The 15,273-nt window shown below is 54.8% G+C and carries 17 protein-coding genes; 1 reads left to right on the top strand and 16 read right to left on the bottom strand.

Features of this window, described 5'->3' with window-relative positions; genetic code table 11:
* Positions 1 to 68 precede the first annotated feature (68 nt).
* Together AAFJ72_RS09500 and dxs are read right to left on the bottom strand one after the other, a co-directional pair.
* Positions 69 to 887 carry a TlyA family RNA methyltransferase gene (locus AAFJ72_RS09500; protein WP_432776892.1) on the bottom strand — a complete coding sequence of 273 codons (819 nt, stop codon included), beginning with the start codon at positions 885 to 887 and terminating at the stop codon, positions 69 to 71.
* On the bottom strand, positions 884 to 2,770 hold the full coding sequence (gene dxs / locus AAFJ72_RS09495; RefSeq protein ID WP_122904115.1) for a 1-deoxy-D-xylulose-5-phosphate synthase: 1,887 nt from the start codon (positions 2,768 to 2,770) through the stop codon (positions 884 to 886). The genes AAFJ72_RS09500 and dxs overlap by 4 nt, the downstream gene beginning before the upstream one ends.
* 251 nt (positions 2,771 to 3,021) lie before the next feature.
* On the opposite strand from dxs, the gene AAFJ72_RS09490 reads away from it, so the two are divergent.
* The gene (locus AAFJ72_RS09490) at positions 3,022 to 4,716 is read left to right on the top strand and encodes a M3 family oligoendopeptidase (RefSeq protein ID WP_432776891.1); all 1,695 of its coding nucleotides are present in this window, start codon (positions 3,022 to 3,024) and stop codon (positions 4,714 to 4,716) included.
* A 53-nt stretch (positions 4,717 to 4,769) separates the two neighbouring features.
* On the opposite strand, the gene AAFJ72_RS09485 is transcribed toward AAFJ72_RS09490, so the two are convergent.
* The 14 genes from AAFJ72_RS09485 to spoIIIAF all read right to left on the bottom strand — a co-directional run bounded on the left by AAFJ72_RS09485 (position 4,770) and on the right by spoIIIAF (position 15,271).
* Entirely contained in the window at positions 4,770 to 5,663 is an 894-nt protein-coding gene (locus AAFJ72_RS09485) for a polyprenyl synthetase family protein (RefSeq protein ID WP_432776890.1), read from the bottom strand.
* A gap of 7 nt (positions 5,664 to 5,670) precedes the next feature.
* Complete coding sequence (gene xseB / locus AAFJ72_RS09480; RefSeq protein ID WP_432776889.1) at positions 5,671 to 5,922, bottom strand: exodeoxyribonuclease VII small subunit; 252 nt, start codon at positions 5,920 to 5,922, stop codon at positions 5,671 to 5,673.
* On the bottom strand, positions 5,891 to 7,270 hold the full coding sequence (xseA, locus tag AAFJ72_RS09475) for an exodeoxyribonuclease VII large subunit (RefSeq protein ID WP_122904112.1): 1,380 nt from the start codon (positions 7,268 to 7,270) through the stop codon (positions 5,891 to 5,893). The genes xseB and xseA overlap by 32 nt, the downstream gene beginning before the upstream one ends.
* Positions 7,271 to 7,360: 90 nt before the next feature.
* On the bottom strand, positions 7,361 to 8,215 hold the full coding sequence (gene folD, locus AAFJ72_RS09470; protein ID WP_122904111.1) for a bifunctional methylenetetrahydrofolate dehydrogenase/methenyltetrahydrofolate cyclohydrolase FolD: 855 nt from the start codon (positions 8,213 to 8,215) through the stop codon (positions 7,361 to 7,363).
* 85 nt (positions 8,216 to 8,300) lie between these two features.
* Entirely contained in the window at positions 8,301 to 9,266 is a 966-nt protein-coding gene (locus tag AAFJ72_RS09465; protein ID WP_432776888.1) for an O-sialoglycoprotein endopeptidase, read from the bottom strand.
* Between the two features lie 19 nt (positions 9,267 to 9,285).
* Positions 9,286 to 9,690, bottom strand: coding sequence for a transcription antitermination factor NusB (gene nusB / locus AAFJ72_RS09460; protein WP_432776887.1), 405 nt, complete (start codon positions 9,688 to 9,690; stop codon positions 9,286 to 9,288).
* Positions 9,691 to 9,746: 56 nt separating this feature from the next.
* Positions 9,747 to 9,959 (bottom strand): DUF2273 domain-containing protein, encoded by a 213-nt coding sequence (locus AAFJ72_RS09455; protein ID WP_122904108.1) that lies wholly within the window; start codon positions 9,957 to 9,959, stop codon positions 9,747 to 9,749.
* A gap of 12 nt (positions 9,960 to 9,971) precedes the next feature.
* A complete protein-coding gene (gene amaP, locus AAFJ72_RS09450; protein ID WP_432776886.1) occupies positions 9,972 to 10,529 on the bottom strand; it encodes an alkaline shock response membrane anchor protein AmaP in 558 nt (185 codons plus the stop codon).
* Positions 10,530 to 10,651: 122 nt separating this feature from the next.
* Positions 10,652 to 11,068 (bottom strand): Asp23/Gls24 family envelope stress response protein, encoded by a 417-nt coding sequence (locus AAFJ72_RS09445; RefSeq protein WP_122904106.1) that lies wholly within the window; start codon positions 11,066 to 11,068, stop codon positions 10,652 to 10,654.
* A 70-nt stretch (positions 11,069 to 11,138) separates the two neighbouring features.
* Positions 11,139 to 12,494, bottom strand: coding sequence for an acetyl-CoA carboxylase biotin carboxylase subunit (gene accC, locus AAFJ72_RS09440; RefSeq protein ID WP_122904105.1), 1,356 nt, complete (start codon positions 12,492 to 12,494; stop codon positions 11,139 to 11,141).
* Positions 12,495 to 12,510: 16 nt separating this feature from the next.
* A complete protein-coding gene (accB, locus tag AAFJ72_RS09435; RefSeq protein ID WP_432776885.1) occupies positions 12,511 to 13,020 on the bottom strand; it encodes an acetyl-CoA carboxylase biotin carboxyl carrier protein in 510 nt (169 codons plus the stop codon).
* 221 nt (positions 13,021 to 13,241) lie between these two features.
* Entirely contained in the window at positions 13,242 to 13,913 is a 672-nt protein-coding gene (locus AAFJ72_RS09430; protein WP_432776884.1) for a SpoIIIAH-like family protein, read from the bottom strand.
* Positions 13,914 to 13,926: 13 nt separating this feature from the next.
* Complete coding sequence (gene spoIIIAG, locus AAFJ72_RS09425) at positions 13,927 to 14,565, bottom strand: stage III sporulation protein AG (RefSeq protein WP_432776883.1); 639 nt, start codon at positions 14,563 to 14,565, stop codon at positions 13,927 to 13,929.
* Between the two features lie 31 nt (positions 14,566 to 14,596).
* Positions 14,597 to 15,271 carry a stage III sporulation protein AF gene (spoIIIAF, locus tag AAFJ72_RS09420; protein ID WP_432776882.1) on the bottom strand — a complete coding sequence of 225 codons (675 nt, stop codon included), beginning with the start codon at positions 15,269 to 15,271 and terminating at the stop codon, positions 14,597 to 14,599.
* Positions 15,272 to 15,273: the final 2 nt, after the last annotated feature.

Below are 15,273 nucleotides of genomic sequence, written 5' to 3'. Positions count from 1 at the left end.
TACAACTTTTCATGCATAAATAAAAAGCCTCGTTTGCAACAAATCGCCCGAGGCTTCTGTTTTTTGTCCTATTTCAGTTTGGCATGGGCCTGCGAGACAACCTCGCCCACGAGCTTCAGCCATGCTTCTGCGTCCAGGCCGCCTTCGCTTTTTGCCACATGCATGACGAACTCAATATTGCCTTCTCCACCGGTAATCGGTGAAAAGTCCAATCCTTTCAGCGCAAATCCAAGGCCGCTCGCGAATTGCCCGATGTCTGTGAGCACCGCTTCATGAATTTCCGGCTCCCGTACAATCCCGTTTTTTCCGACCTTGTCCTTGCCTGCCTCAAACTGCGGCTTGACCAGCGCTACCACGTCGCCGTCTTCCTTCAAGAAGCGGTACAGGACGGGCAAAATCAGGCGCAGCGAGATAAAGGAAACATCAATGGAAGCAGCGTCCGGGCGCTCCCCTGCAAAAGCATCCGGGTCCATATGCCGGAAGTTCGTCCGCTCCATGACGACGACCCGTTCATCCTGGCGCAGACTCCATGCGAGCTGTCCGTAGCCGACGTCAATGGCGTAGACGAGGCGGGCGCCGTTTTGCAGGGCGCAGTCGGTAAAACCGCCTGTCGACGCCCCGATGTCCATCATCACCTTGTCGTGCAAGTCGATGTCAAACACTTTCAACGCTTTTTCCAGCTTCAGTCCGCCGCGGCTGACGTATGGATGAACCTCACCCTTGACCGTAATCGCGACGTCCTCGGCAAACTTGGTGCCTGGCTTGTCGCAGCGCTCGCCCGCCACCTGAACGAGTCCGGCCATGACGGCTGCCTTCGCTTTTTCTCTTGTTTCAAAAAATCCTCGTTCGACGAGCAGTACGTCGATTCGTTCTTTTCTCACACTCATGCTTCCAGTACACCCTTCGACAACGGCATCAAGGCGCGTACCCGGGAAGCGATGTTCTCCGCAGTCAGCCCGACCTCTTGACGCTGTTCTTTTACACTGCCATGCTCGACAAAATAATCCGGAACGGCGACAACCTGTACGTTAATATCGTGGTAGCCCGCGCGGTTGTAAAATTCAAGGACGGCGCTGCCGAATCCGCCCAGCTCACAGCCTTCCTCGACTGTGACGATGTCGTAGCCTTCCTTCGCCAGCCTGAACAACAGTTCCTCATCGAGCGGCTTGCAGAAGCGGGCGTTTACGAGCATCGGCCTGATGCCTTCCGCATTCAGCTGGTTGACTGCCTGCTCTGCGAGTTCAAAGACATGCCCAAAGGAGAGGATCGCCACCTGTTTTCCTTCGCGGACGATTTCCGCCTTGCCGATAGGCAGCACTTGCAACTCCCGATCCAGCGGCACGCCGCGCGCCGGCAAGCGCGGATAGCGGTAGGAGATCGGCCCTTCGTTGTAGGCCATCGCCGTTTTCATCATGTGGCGCAGCTCGTTTTCGTCCTTTGGCGCCATGATGACCATGTTCGGGATGATGCGCATGAACGCGATGTCGTACATACCCTGATGGGTTTCCCCGTCCGCGCCGACGAGCCCTGCCCGGTCGACGGCAAACACGACGTTCAGCTTTTGTCTCGCTACATCGTGAATCAACTGGTCGTACGCCCGCTGCAAAAACGTCGAGTAAATCGCAAGCACCGGCTTCAAGCCTTGTGTCGCAAGGCCAGCCGCAAAGGTACAAGCGTGCTGCTCGGCAATCCCGACGTCAAACAGACGGTCCGGATATTTTTGCCCAAACGGAATCAGGCCGGAGCCCGCCGGCATGGCTGGCGTCACGGCGACCAGCGACTTGTCCTCGGCCGCAAGCTCAATCATCGTTTCCGCAAAGATGGACGTATAGGTCGGAGCCGACTTCGGCGTATCGCCGGATTCGATTTTGTACGTGCCGATCCCGTGCCACTTCACCGAGTCCGCCTCGGCCGGAGGGTAGCCTTTGCCTTTTTTTGTAATGGCGTGAATCAGCACCGGACCTTTTGTCTGCTTCGCCGTTTTGAGCGTATCGATCAACAGCTCCGTGTTGTGTCCGTCAATCGGACCGATGTAGGTGAAGCCCAACTCCTCGAATAGAACGCCGGATACGAGCAAATACTTCATGCTGTCCTTGAAGCGTTCGGCAAACGAGGCCAGCTTGCCGCCTACAGCCGGAATCGCCTTGAGCAGTCCTTCGAGCTCGTCCTTGGCCCACTGGTAGTTTTCCGTCGAACGGATTTTGCCCAGGTAGTTATGCAAAGCGCCCACGTTTGGCGCGATCGACATCTCGTTGTCGTTCAACACGACAATCACGTTTTTGCGTTCGTGACCGATGTGGTTCAACGCTTCCAGCGCCATGCCGCCTGTGAGTGCCCCGTCTCCGATGATCGCCACGACGTGGTTTTTTTCCTTTTTCAGATCGCGGGCAGTCGCCATTCCCATCGCAGCGGACAAAGATGTGCTGCTGTGTCCGGTTTCCCAGACGTCATGCGGGCTCTCGTTCATCTTGGGGAAGCCGCACAGCCCTTTGTACTGGCGCAGCGTAGGGAACATATCCCGGCGTCCTGTCAGCATTTTATGTACGTAAGCCTGGTGTCCGACATCCCAAATCAGCTTGTCCTTTGGGCTTTCAAACACGTAGTGCAATGCAAGCGTCAGCTCGACAACGCCCAAATTCGGCGCCAGATGTCCCCCTGTTTTCGAGAGCGTCTCGACCAGAAACTGCCTGATTTCGGATGCTAGCGTTTGCAGCTCATGCGAATTGCACTTTTTCAGGTCTTGAGGATCATTTATGGTAGTAAGCAGCATTCGTATTCCTCACTTTCCACTGTTCGTTCTCCGGCGATTGTGCATGCTGCAATTCAATCCACCACATGGAAAACTGGGCTTCTTCGTGTGGCTAGAAGCCTATACTCCGCTAATTTCAACTTGATTCATTATAACGGTTTCTTGATAAAAACACCACTTTTGATCCGCACTCGCAATCTTGTACGCAACGACTGCTAACTTCTGGTAAAATAAAATGGATCATTCCATTCTGAAAAAAGAGGTGGAACCTCGTGAAATTCTCGGAAATACCGTACATACGCGTTGACATGACAGACGTCGAGAAGCGGTTCACAAGCTTGTTGGAAGCGTTTCAACAGGCGGCAAGCTTTGAGGAGCAAGACCAGGTGATGGCCCGGTTGAACGAACTGCGGCAAGAGGTGGAATCCGCGCGGGAAGTAGCGCAAATTCGCCACACGATCAATACGGAGGACCCCTTTTACAAGGAAGAGCAAGACTATTGGGACGAGGCCGGCCCAGTGTATCAAGGTATCATCTCCCGCTACTACGAGGCAATCGTCCGCTCTCCTTTCCGTTCCCAGTTGGAGCAAAAATGGGGTCCCCAGCTTTTCCGCATTGCTGAAACAACGCTTCGCACCTTCTCCCCGGAGGTTGTCGCCGATTTGCAGGAAGAAAACCGCCTGACGAGCCAGTACGTCGCCTTGATTGCCTCTGCGAAAATCATGTTCGAAGGCGAAGAGCGCACGCTGCCGCAATTGCTCCCGTTCCAGACTTCAACGGACAGGCACATGCGCAAAAAGGCGAACGAAGCCAAGTACGATTTCCTGCGCCAGCACTCGGAGCAACTGGACAGCATCTACGACAGTCTGGTCAAGGTGCGGACCCGCATCGCGAGGAAGCTCGGCTTCAACAGCTTTGTGGAGCTGGCCTACGCCCGGCTGAACCGCACCGACTACAATGCCGATATGGTCGCCAGCTTCCGCCGCCAGGTCGAGGAGCAGATAGTTCCGGTCGCTACCAGGCTGGTTGAGCGGCAACGCGAGCGGATCGGTGTCGAAACTATGAAGTATTACGATTTGGCTTTTCACTTCGCTACGGGTAATCCGACACCAAAAGGCTCACCGGACTGGATTGTGGAAAACGGCAAGAAAATGTACGCGCAGCTTTCTCCGGAAACCGATGAGTTTTTCCGCTTCATGCTCGAAAACGAATGCCTCGATTTGCTGAGCAAGAAAGGCAAAGCGACAGGCGGCTACTGCACGTATATGAGCAAGTACAAGCTCCCCTACATCTTCGCCAACTTCAACGGAACCTCCGGCGACATCGACGTTTTGACCCACGAGGCGGGGCACGCCTTCCAGGTGTACGTCAGCCGCGACTTTGCCGTGCCGGAGTACCACTTCCCGACCTTCGAAGCATGTGAGATCCACTCGATGAGCATGGAGTTTTTGACCTGGCCGTGGATGGAGCTGTTTTTCCAGGAGGACACAGACAAATACAAGTTCTCGCACTTGAGCGGTGCGATCCTGTTCATCCCGTACGGCGTCGCCGTCGATGAGTTCCAGCATGCGGTCTATGAAAATCCGGACATGACTCCGGCCGAGCGAAAGCGCACCTGGCGCGAGATCGAGCGCAAATATTTGCCATACCGCAATTACGACGAAAACGAGTTTTTGGAACAAGGCGGTTTCTGGCAGCAGCAACCGCACATTTTCCGCGATCCGTTCTACTACATCGACTACACGCTGGCGCAAATTTGCGCCTTCCAGTTCTGGAAGCGAGCCCAGGAAAATCCGGGACAGGCGTGGGCCGACTACCTGACGCTCTGTCGCGAGGGCGGCAGCAAGTCGTTTACCGAGCTGGTCAAAGTCGCGAAGCTGCATTCTCCTTTTGAAGAGGGCAGCATCCAGTCGGTCATCGGTGACATCGAGGCGTGGCTGAACAGCGTGGACGACAAACGTTTGTAAACTGGGCATAGAAGCAAAAAAGCTGGCATCTCCATGCGGATGCCAGCTTTTTGTTACTTGGTCCGGTTTTGCACGTAATCTGCCAGCGGGCTTAATGCGGAATGCTCGATTCCCGCATCTGCCAGGGCAGCTTTCGCTTCTGCGATCAAAGCCGTCAGTCTGTCTTTGGACTCCGAAAGTCCAAGCAGGGACGGGTAAGTCGCCTTTTTCCGGTCCGCATCGCTGCCAACGGCTTTCCCCAGCTCGGCTGCATCCCCTTCCACATTGAGGATGTCGTCCTGGATTTGAAAAGCAAGTCCGATGCAGACCCCGTAGCGGGTCAGCGCGTCCATCTGCGCTTCACTCGCTTCCGCCAAATAGCCGCCGCCGCGCAATGCTGCCACCAGCAGATCGCCTGTCTTGTGACGATGGATGAACTCTAGCTGCCCGAGGTCAAGCTGCTTGCTCTCTCCCTCGATGTCTGCCATCTGTCCGCCGACCATCCCTGTCGCGCCCGCCCGTTTGCCCAGTTCGGCAATCAGCTTGACAGTCGTGGCTGGCGTCACATCGGAGCGCTCCTGGTAAGCCTCCGCGATGTAAGCAAACGCCCGCGTCAAAAGCGCGTCTCCCGCGAGAATCGCCGTCGCCTCCCCGAACACTTTGTGATTCGTCGGCTTGCCGCGCCGCAAATCGTCGTCGTCCATAGCGGGCAGGTCGTCGTGAATCAACGAGTATGTATGAATCATCTCCAGGGCAACCGCGAACGGTACCCCGCGCTCAATCGGCTTGCCCAGTGCTTCGAGCACAGCGAGGACGAGCATGGGACGCAGTCTTTTTCCGCCTGCCATGAGCGAATACTTCATGGATTCGTACAACTGGGCCGGGACGCCTTCTTGCTCCAGCGCAGGCAAAAGATGCTGTTCAATGTAAGATGTTTTTTCCGCCAAATACTGTTGGAATGTAGCCACGATGTCTTTATTCCCCTTCCACGCGAAAAGCCTTCTGCTTCAACTGCCCGTCTTCTTCCACCAGTTGAATGATTTTGGCTTCAATGGCATCGAGCTTCTGTCCGCAAATCCGCGAGAGTGTTACCCCTTCCTGATACAGCGTAATCGCTTCCTCCAGCGGGATGTCTCCTTCTTCGAGTTTGCTTACAACTTCTTCCAGCCGCTTCATCGCTTCTTCGAACTGCATGTCAGTCTCTTGGTCCGTTTTCTTGCGAGCCATTGCGCTTCTCCTCCCGATTCAACTGTTCCACTCGTGCAGTGGCACTGCCATCACTTAATCGTACCACGATCTCATCACCAGGGGCAAATTGTTCCACCGATTTTACAAGCTTGTCACCCGTGTACACAAGCGAAAACCCGCGCTTCATGACCGCAAGCGGACTGAGCGCTTCCAATGTGGCGACACGCGAGGCAAAAGCCAGGCGTTTTTGGTTGAGCTGCGCCAGCATCCGCTCGTCCAGCCGGGAGCGAGTCGTCGCGACTGCTTTACGCCGTTCGCTGACCTGATCCGCCAGCCGATACCGCTTGATCTGCTCGTCCAACCGCGTGTAGCGCTCGCGCCTGCGCTCCATCAGGTGCTTCATCGCCTGGCGCATCCGCAAAAAAGTCCGATCCAGCCGCTCTGCCGCTTCCTCCAGCCGCCGCTGCGGCTGTCGCATCGCATACGAATTGACGAGGCGGTCCAGTCGGGCACGCTCCTCTGCCAACTGATTGCGCACCGCTCTTTGCATGCGAATGTCCAGTTGGCGAACCCGCTCCACCCATTCCAGGTAGTGCGGCACGGCCAGCTCGGCCGCAGCCGTTGGCGTCGCCGCACGGACATCGGCCACAAAATCGGCAATCGTAACGTCTGTCTCATGACCCACCGCCGAAATAACCGGAATCTTCGACGCGGCAATCGCTCGCGCTACGCTTTCGTCGTTGAAGGCCCACAACTCTTCAATCGAGCCGCCGCCCCGACCGACGATCAATACGTCAATGTCAGGCTGCTGGTTGATGATGCGAATCGCCGAGACGATGGAAGCAGGAGCCTCCGTTCCTTGTACGACTGCTGGCGACAGCACAATCTCTGCCTGCGGGTATCGCCTGCGGATCGTCGTGCAAATATCGCGAATGGCCGCTCCGGTCGGAGAGGTCACCACCCCTACCCGCTTTGGGAAACGCGGGAGGACGCGCTTTCGCTCTGCGGCGAACAGACCTTCCCGGGCGAGCTTTTCCTTGAGCTGTTCAAAAGCCAGGTAGAGCGAGCCAAGCCCGTCCGGCTGCATCTCTTTTGCATAGAGCTGATAGGCACCATCGCGTTCGTAGGCCGAAATGGAGCCGCGCACGATTGCCTTCGTCCCGTCCTTGGGCAAAAAGCGCAGGAAACGGTTGTAGCTGGCAAACATCACGACTTTGATCCGCGACGCCTTGTCCTTCAAGGTAAAATACATATGGCCGCTGGAATGGTGCGTAAAGTTGGAGATTTCCCCTCGCACCCAGACGTCCTGCAAATTCGTCTCTCGTTCCAGCACGAGCTTGATGTAACGGTTGAGATCGCTGACAGACAAAATGTTGGGGGCTGCCATCCACGCTTCCTCCTTTCAGTCTCTTGTTTGTTCCGATGCAAAAAGGAATGGATAAAGCACAGGCCCTATCCATTCCTTGCGAAGTTTCTTCTACAGTTGCGCTTGCTTGCGTGCCGCCATGACCGTGTTTTTCAGCAGCATCGTAATCGTCATCGGACCGACACCGCCTGGTACCGGAGTCAAAAAGCTGGCGACTTCTTGCACTTCGTCGAACTTGACGTCTCCGACCAGCTTCCCGCTCTCGATCCGGTTTACCCCGACGTCGATCACTACCGCTCCCGGCTTTACGTGCTCCTTGCCGATCATGTGCGCACGGCCTGCCGCCACCACGAGAATATCTGCCTTTCTCGTGTGCTCTTCCAGGTTTTGCGTCCGCGAGTGACACATGGTCACCGTAGCGTTTTCCTGTTGCAGCAAAAGGGATACAGGCTTGCCGACAATATTGCTGCGCCCGATGACGACAGCGTGCTTGCCTGCGATGTCCGTTCCTGTCCGCTTAATCAGCTCGATGACACCATGCGGAGTGCAAGGCAGCATCGTCTCATTGCCCAGCACCATGTTGCCTACGCTGATCGGATGGAAGCCGTCCACATCCTTTTCCGGATGAATCGCCGCAATGACTGCCTTCTCTGAAATATGTTCCGGCAGAGGAAGTTGAACCAAAATCCCATGAACGTTCGGATTTTCGTTCAATTCGTGGATAATGGCGAGCAGTTCTTCCTCTGTCGTCGAAGCTTCCTTGAGGATCAGTTCGGAGTGGATGCCCACTTCTTCGCAGCCTTTTGATTTTCCACGTACATATGAATGCGATGCGGGATCATCCCCCACAAGCACAACGGTCAAACCAGGAACAATGCCTTGTTTTTTCAGTTCTGCCACTTCGCTCGCGAGCTCTTCGCGAATGCTTTTTGCCACTTCTTTTCCTTGGAGAATGGTTGCAGCCATGGAGAAAAAGCCTCCTTCTTAAACGTCGATACCATTAGTGTACCGATTTCGTCCGCAACTGTAAAGCCGAATCATAAAAAGTTCATTATTCTTTAATGTTCGTCTTTTGTTTCATCCAGCCAAGCATGGCCACTCCGTAGGCGTTGTCACCGGAGTAGACCGGGTCGCAAAAATACAGTCTGGCTTTGACCGCCGGGTGCTCCAACCGCTTTATCAAACGTTCGCGCACGTACTGATTGGCAGCGACTCCCCCTACGATCAGTATGTCCCGCGGATAGCCCTGCTCTACAGCATGGCGCAATGTTTTTTCCAACGTGTTGGCGATACACTGTTCCGTGGCGCGAGCAATATCGGCACGGCTCGTCTCGCCGCGCTCGATGGCCCGCAAGAGCGACGCCTCCGGACCGGAAAAGCTGAAGGTCAAGCCGTCCACTGCCGAGGAAACGCGAAATTCGCCTGTCGACTCCTTTGCCAGCTGTTCCAAATACGGTCCCGCAGGAAAAGCCAGCCCGAGCGCTACTCCGATCCGATCCACCAGTTGTCCTGCGTGCAGGTCGATTGTACCGCCGATTTTTTCAATGGCATACCCGGCCGCATGGCGCTCGCACAACAGCAGCTCGCTCGTCCCGCCGGACAGATGGACAGCCAGAAAACGATCCTGTTCCGGACGTTCTTTTGCCGTGAACTCCCCTGCTGCAATATGGCCTTCCTGATGGGTAGTCAGATGCAGCGGAACACGCAGGTAGGTTGCCAACGATTTGGCCAAACCCTCCCCTACCTTGAACACAGGCATGTACGAATTGTCGACCGGCCTCGGCTTTTCGCTGACACAAATCGCTTCGATCTCGTATTCGCTCCACTTCATTTGCTCGCTTAGTTCCGGCAAGTTCATCACATGCTGAAAGACGGCTTCGGATTGCTGCAAACCGCGTTTTCCCTCCTTCACTTTGAGAAGGCGTTTTGCTTCTGCAACAATTCGGCCGTCTTCCTGAGCCAAGCACAGCGATGTCCGGTAATTGCTCGTATCAATGCCTAACATTACCTTACTCATGCTTGTATCTCCTGCCTGTTTATGCCTTTTGTGCTTCCCGTGTCTGCAAGAAGCTCGCCAGTACCCCGTTGATGTAACGGTGGGAAGCTTCGTCGCTGAACAGCTTTGCAATTTCAATCGCTTCGTTCATGACGACCTTGTCAGGCGTGTCTGCTTCGAACATAATCTCATAAAAAGCGAGACGCAAAATGGCGCGGTCTACGTTGGCAATCCGCTCAAGCTGCCAGCCGCGCAAATACTTTTTGATCTCGGCGTCAATCTCGGTCAGGTTTGACAAAACCCCATCGAGCAAATGCCGCAAATACTGCGAGCTTTCCGTGGACTCTTCCATGACCAGATTCACCGCTTCCTCGACAGGCACATCGGCCATATCGATCTGGAAAAGACATTGGACTGCTTTTTCTCGTGCTGTTCTACGCTTCATTCCATTCACCTACTAGTTAAAGTCAGCTGGGAAGCTGTTTCTTCCCCTCATTTGTGCTACCGAAACTTGCCTGGCAGAATCCGATCCAGTATTTCCCGCAAGTCTTCCTTATGGTCAAGCTTGCGACCGATGTAATAGCCGGTCCCGACAAACACAACAAAGACCAGTGTATTCCAAAAGCCGACAAGAAGGTAGATGATGCCGAAAAAAATTCCGGCCAAAATCCCCAACAGCTTCCCCTTGTGTTCCCACAATAACTCCCACATCATGGACTTCACCTTCTATTCCACTCGCTTGCGAGCCGCGTAGTTTTCTTGCTGAGCCACTTCCGTTACCACAATCGACACTTCGGAAATCACGACGCCAGCAATTCCTTCGACTTGCTCCTTCACGTCCGCTTGCAGCTTGTGCGTCAGTTCCGGCAGCGGGGTTTCACCATCGACGGAAACGCGCAAGGTGATGATGTTTCCGCTCTCCAGCACCTTGACTGCCGTTTTCAGATCGCGCACGCCTTTTACGCGACGGGCAGCACGCTCGGCAATCGTCTGGATCGTCTGGATCGTAATGTTGACTTCCCCAAGCTCACTGCGCTGGCGAATGCCACGATCGGCTTTTGGCTTCGTGGAGCGAAAAGAACTGAAGAAGAAGCGAAGACTCACAACGAGGAAAATGATCGCGACGATGAGATACGTGATGTTCGTTCCCGCCAGCATTTGTTCAACGTAAGGCCGGAAAAACTCGGGTGAAAGCAAACCGCTGGTGGCTGCAATCGCGATGCAGGACAAAATAATCAGCGCAAAGCTGTAAATCGTCAAGATAAAGCGGTCAAACAAATTCACTTGCATCTCTCCTTTTCGCCGTGTTTGAAAGGAGACAAACAGGGCACGGTCAAGGCTTGGAAAACGACTGATTGAATGAGGAAAATGCCCCCTGTCAGTAGGGGGCATCCATCCGGTGCATGTTAGCGCACACGCTGGTAATCTTCGACTACAGGCGTCGCCGGAGCTTTTTCTTCGGCTTTCAGCTCTACATCGACGATATGTACGTTTACTTCCACCACGGAAAGTCCGGTCATTCCTTCGATCGCGTTGCGCACACTATCTTGAATATTACGGGCGACATCTGGAATGCGATGTCCGTACTTGACAATGATGGAGACATCCACTGCCGCTTCGCGGGAGCCAACCTCCACACGAACGCCGCGAGCTATATTTTTACGGCCTAATCGTTCAGCTATTTCCCCTACGAAACCGCCGCTCATATGCGCTACGCCTTCCACCTCGGACGCAGCCATGCCGGCGATCACTTCCAGCACTTCGGGAGCGATCTGGACCTTGCCAAGCTCTGTTCTATCTAAATCTGGAGTAAACTCTTCCACGCTTCGCACCTCCCTCTAGATTTGTAATTCATTATACCAAGCGCACCGTTTTTTTACAAATCAGCCTTGCTTATTCTTCATCCAGGTTCAATTCGTAGTTTTCCAGGAACTTGGTGTCGAAGTGGCCGCTCACGAACACTTCATGCTCCAGCACTTTTTGATGGAACGGAATGGTCGTGGTAATGCCCTCGATGACAAATTCGCCGAGCGCGCGCTTCATCCGTTCAATCGCCTCGCTGCGATCCTTGCCCCATACGATCAGCTTGGCGATCATGGAGTCGTAGTAAGGCGGAATGGAATAGCCCGCGTAGGCTGCGCTGTCTACCCGCACGCCGAAGCCGCCCGGAGGCAGGTATTCGCTGATCCGGCCAGGTGATGGCATGAAGTTTTTCGCCGGGTTTTCCGCGTTGATCCGGCATTCGATTGCCCAGCCATCGAGCTTGATGTCTTCCTGTGTAAAGGACAGCGGCGCTCCGGCTGCTACCGTCAGCTGTTCTTTAATCAGGTCAATCCCTGTCACCAGCTCTGTCACCGGATGCTCTACCTGAATCCGCGTGTTCATTTCCATGAAGTAAAACTTGCCGTGCTTGTCCAGCAAAAATTCAACCGTACCTGCGCCGTGGTAAGAAACCGCCTTGGCTGCCGCGACAGCCGCTTCGCCCATTTGCCTGCGAGTCTCTTCGCTCAAGGCAGGCGACGGCGCTTCTTCGATCAGCTTTTGGTGACGGCGCTGGATGGAGCAGTCGCGCTCGCCCAGGTAGACCGCATTGCCGTGCTTGTCGGCCATGATCTGGATTTCCACGTGGCGCGGACCTTCCACGAATTTTTCCAGGTACACGCCAGGGTTGCCGAAAGCGGTTTTCGCCTCGTTTTGCGCCTGGCGGATCGCCTTTTCCAGATCCTCGTCGTCGACCGCTACGCGCATGCCGCGTCCGCCGCCGCCCGCTGTCGCCTTGACCATCACCGGATAGCCGATTTCGTTGGCGGTCCGGATGGCGCTCTCAATATCTTCGATCAGCCCTTCTGTCCCTGGCACAGTCGGCACTCCCGCCGCCTTCATCGTATCTTTTGCCGTGGACTTGTCGCCCATCTTCACGATCGATTCCGGATCAGGACCGATAAAGGTGATATTGCAAGCCGCGCAAATCTCCGCAAAGTCAGCGTTCTCCGCCAAAAATCCGTAGCCCGGATGAATGGCATCTGCGCCCACCTTGGTCGCTACGCTCATGATGTTCGCTATGTTCAGATAGCTTTCCTTGGATGCTTTTGGACCAATACAGTAAGCTTCGTCGGCCATTTTCACATGAAGCGCTTCACGATCCGCTTCGGAGTAGACAGCGACCGTACGAATGCCCAGCTCGCGGCATGCCCGGATAATCCGCACGGCAATCTCCCCGCGATTGGCAATCAATACTTTTTGAAACATTTCGCTCTCCCCCACCTTATTCTGGCTTCACCAAAAACAGCGGTTGACCGTACTCGACGAGTTGGCCGTCTTCGACCAGTACCTTGACGATCTCGCCGTTTACTTCCGCTTCGATTTCGTTGAACAGCTTCATTGCTTCCACGATGCAGACGACCTTGTTCGGAGTAACCTTGTCGCCAACTTGCACATATGGAGGCTTGCCAGGCTCTGGTGCGCAGTAGAAGGTTCCGACCATCGGCGAGACGATCTTGTGCAGGTTTGCGTCGTCAGCAGCAGGAGCGCTCGGAGCCGCTTTGGGTGCTTCCACCGCAGCAGGAGCTGCTTGCACAGGCGCTGGTGCCGCTGCTACCGGCGCAGCCGCAACAGGAGCTACCGGAGCTTGTACGACTGGTTGAGTCACGACTACTGTCTCCGTACCGCTGGATTTCTTCAGGGTCACTTTTGCCCCTTCCGTCTCCAGATTGAATTCATTAATGGAAGATTGATCGATCAGCTTGATAATTTCTCGGATTTCATGAATTTTCATGACGAAAAAGCACTCCTTCGTTTGTTTCAATAGCGTCAATAGCGGAACAGGGAGTCCCATATGTATCCTTTTGGCAAACCATAAATCCATGGTAGCCTGTTGCCTATACCACGTCAAGAAAGGATTTCCCCGCCTCCTGCCGAGAGGAAGCGAGAAAATCCTTACCAGCATGCCCATTTCAGGGGCAAATTATAACGGGTAGCTCAGCCTGTTTTCATCTGTCAGGAAGCCTTGAACTGGACGTTGATATTCGTCGCAGGCATGTTCAAATGCTGCTTGACCTGGGCGATGATTTCCACCACTTCGCTTGCGCTCAGTTTGTCTTTTTGGACAATCACGGTCGCTTTGTCGTTCTGGACGAGGACGACCGCATCCTTGTAGCCGCTGGCCTTGAGTATTTCCTCTACGTTCATCGTAGCCGTCTCCAGCGTGGACAATTCGTCATACTTGGCCTTGGCCTCTGCTACCGCCTGGGGAGAAGCGTCGGCATTGTTGATAATTTCCATCTGCTCAGCTTTTTGCTGCTGGATTTGCGCTTCCCGGTTCAGCTTGAAGCCCTGGAAAACTTCTGCCGTCGTCTCGGTGAGCGGAACGACCGCATTGCCTGAGGTTTGCTTCGCTTCTTCCTGGGCTTGCGTTTGCCCCACTGGGGTCGTCGCTTCCGGCTTGCCATCCTTGGCATCTTTGGCATCGACCGCAGTTGCCCCCGGAGCCTGTTCGACCTGCTTCGTCTCAACCTCTACACCGGAAATTTGCTCCTGGTACTGGACTGCCTGCTCCTCTCCCAAGGTCGGAACCTGCTCCTGCGGTCCCTTCACCAGATAGTAGCCGGAGAGTACAACCATGACAGCCAGCATCGTCAACAACCAAACAGTTTGCTTGCGCAGAATCATTCGCCATTACCTCCTACCCTTTTTTGGGCAAAATGGATATCTTGTAAGCGGGAACATCCAAAACCTTTTGCACGGCCTCGGTGATCCACGCTTTAACCTGGATGTTGTCGGCCCCTTTGGCCACCACCAGCACCCCCCGGACGCGCGGCTTCAGCGTCTTGACGATGACGGGCTGGTCCTGCTTCCCGCCCTGGACAATGACGACCTGTGAATCGCGCGATTGGTCACTTTGATTCCGGGTTGCCTTTTCCTTGTCCGTCTCCTGGTTGACCGAGGAGCGGACATTCGTGTTTTTTTCGACGACCAGCTCTGGTGTCGATTCCAGATTGACCATGACTTCGACCTCGCCCACGCCGACTACAGTCGCGAGTATATCCTTTAGCTGGGATTCGTAGATGTTTTCGTACTCCGCGATAATGTCCGGCGCGGGTGATCCGCCGAGCACCGGAGTCGTCGCCTCACCGGAAGGCTGCGACGATGTCTCCGCGGTGTTGATCGCGAATCCGAGCGGCTGATCTTTTTCGACGTGCAGAAAATCGGTCAAGATCATGACAGCGATCCCAATGCCAAGTACGACGATCAAGTAGTGCAGCGGCTTGAGCTTTTTGCTGCTGTCGTTTCCTTCCCACAGTTTTTTCAGCTTTTCCAGCATTTTTCTCACCTCGCTTGTGTCGCCAGCGCCATCACTGTCTTTCGCTTTCCCTCGACTCGTCTTTGATGATGACCTGCTCTTTGGAAAGTCCCCATTGCTCGGCCAGATCGCTTGCCATCCGGCTCATCAGTGCATTTTCCTCGCGGGCCGTAACGGCGATTTCCTGTTCTTGCTTTTGCCCTTCGCCAATCGTGATCTCTACCGGAGCGACGGGCTTGATGGGGGTAATCGGCTGAACCTGCTGCGATCCGCTCTCGTCTGGACTGTTGCCCGCTTCGCGAATCAAAAGCTCCATGCGAGACAAGGTCGGCTCCCCCCGCTTCTGATCGACGACAACTGTCACGTCCGCCACCTCCATGCCGTAGTCTGCCTTGACTCTCGCCTTGACAGCCGATGCTACCTGCGCCTGCACATAGGCGGTTATTTGCTCGTTTTGCTGCCCCATCAGCTTGTCGGTCATTTTTTTCCATTCGACGGATGCGGGCTTGTTCAGCTCTTGCTGGTAACGATCCAGCCGGAGAGCGAGGTCATCCTGCGACAGACTGAACAGGGCAAACACCGGGGAGATGATCGTCAGAAGCAGGATCAGCCCCATCACCATTTTCACGTAGCGCTGCAAGGTCGTATTGGGCAGGATCAGATCGAGAAAGGCTGCCAGGAGGACGAGCAGGATGATTTTTTTCAGCCAAAGCGTTAACCATGCCATGT

Source organism: Brevibacillus gelatini (assembly GCF_050920745.1).
Lineage (GTDB): Bacteria > Bacillota > Bacilli > Brevibacillales > Brevibacillaceae > Brevibacillus > Brevibacillus gelatini.
The sequence above is the reverse complement of the archived record's forward strand: the minus strand, read 5'-3'. Positions and strand labels throughout refer to the sequence as shown.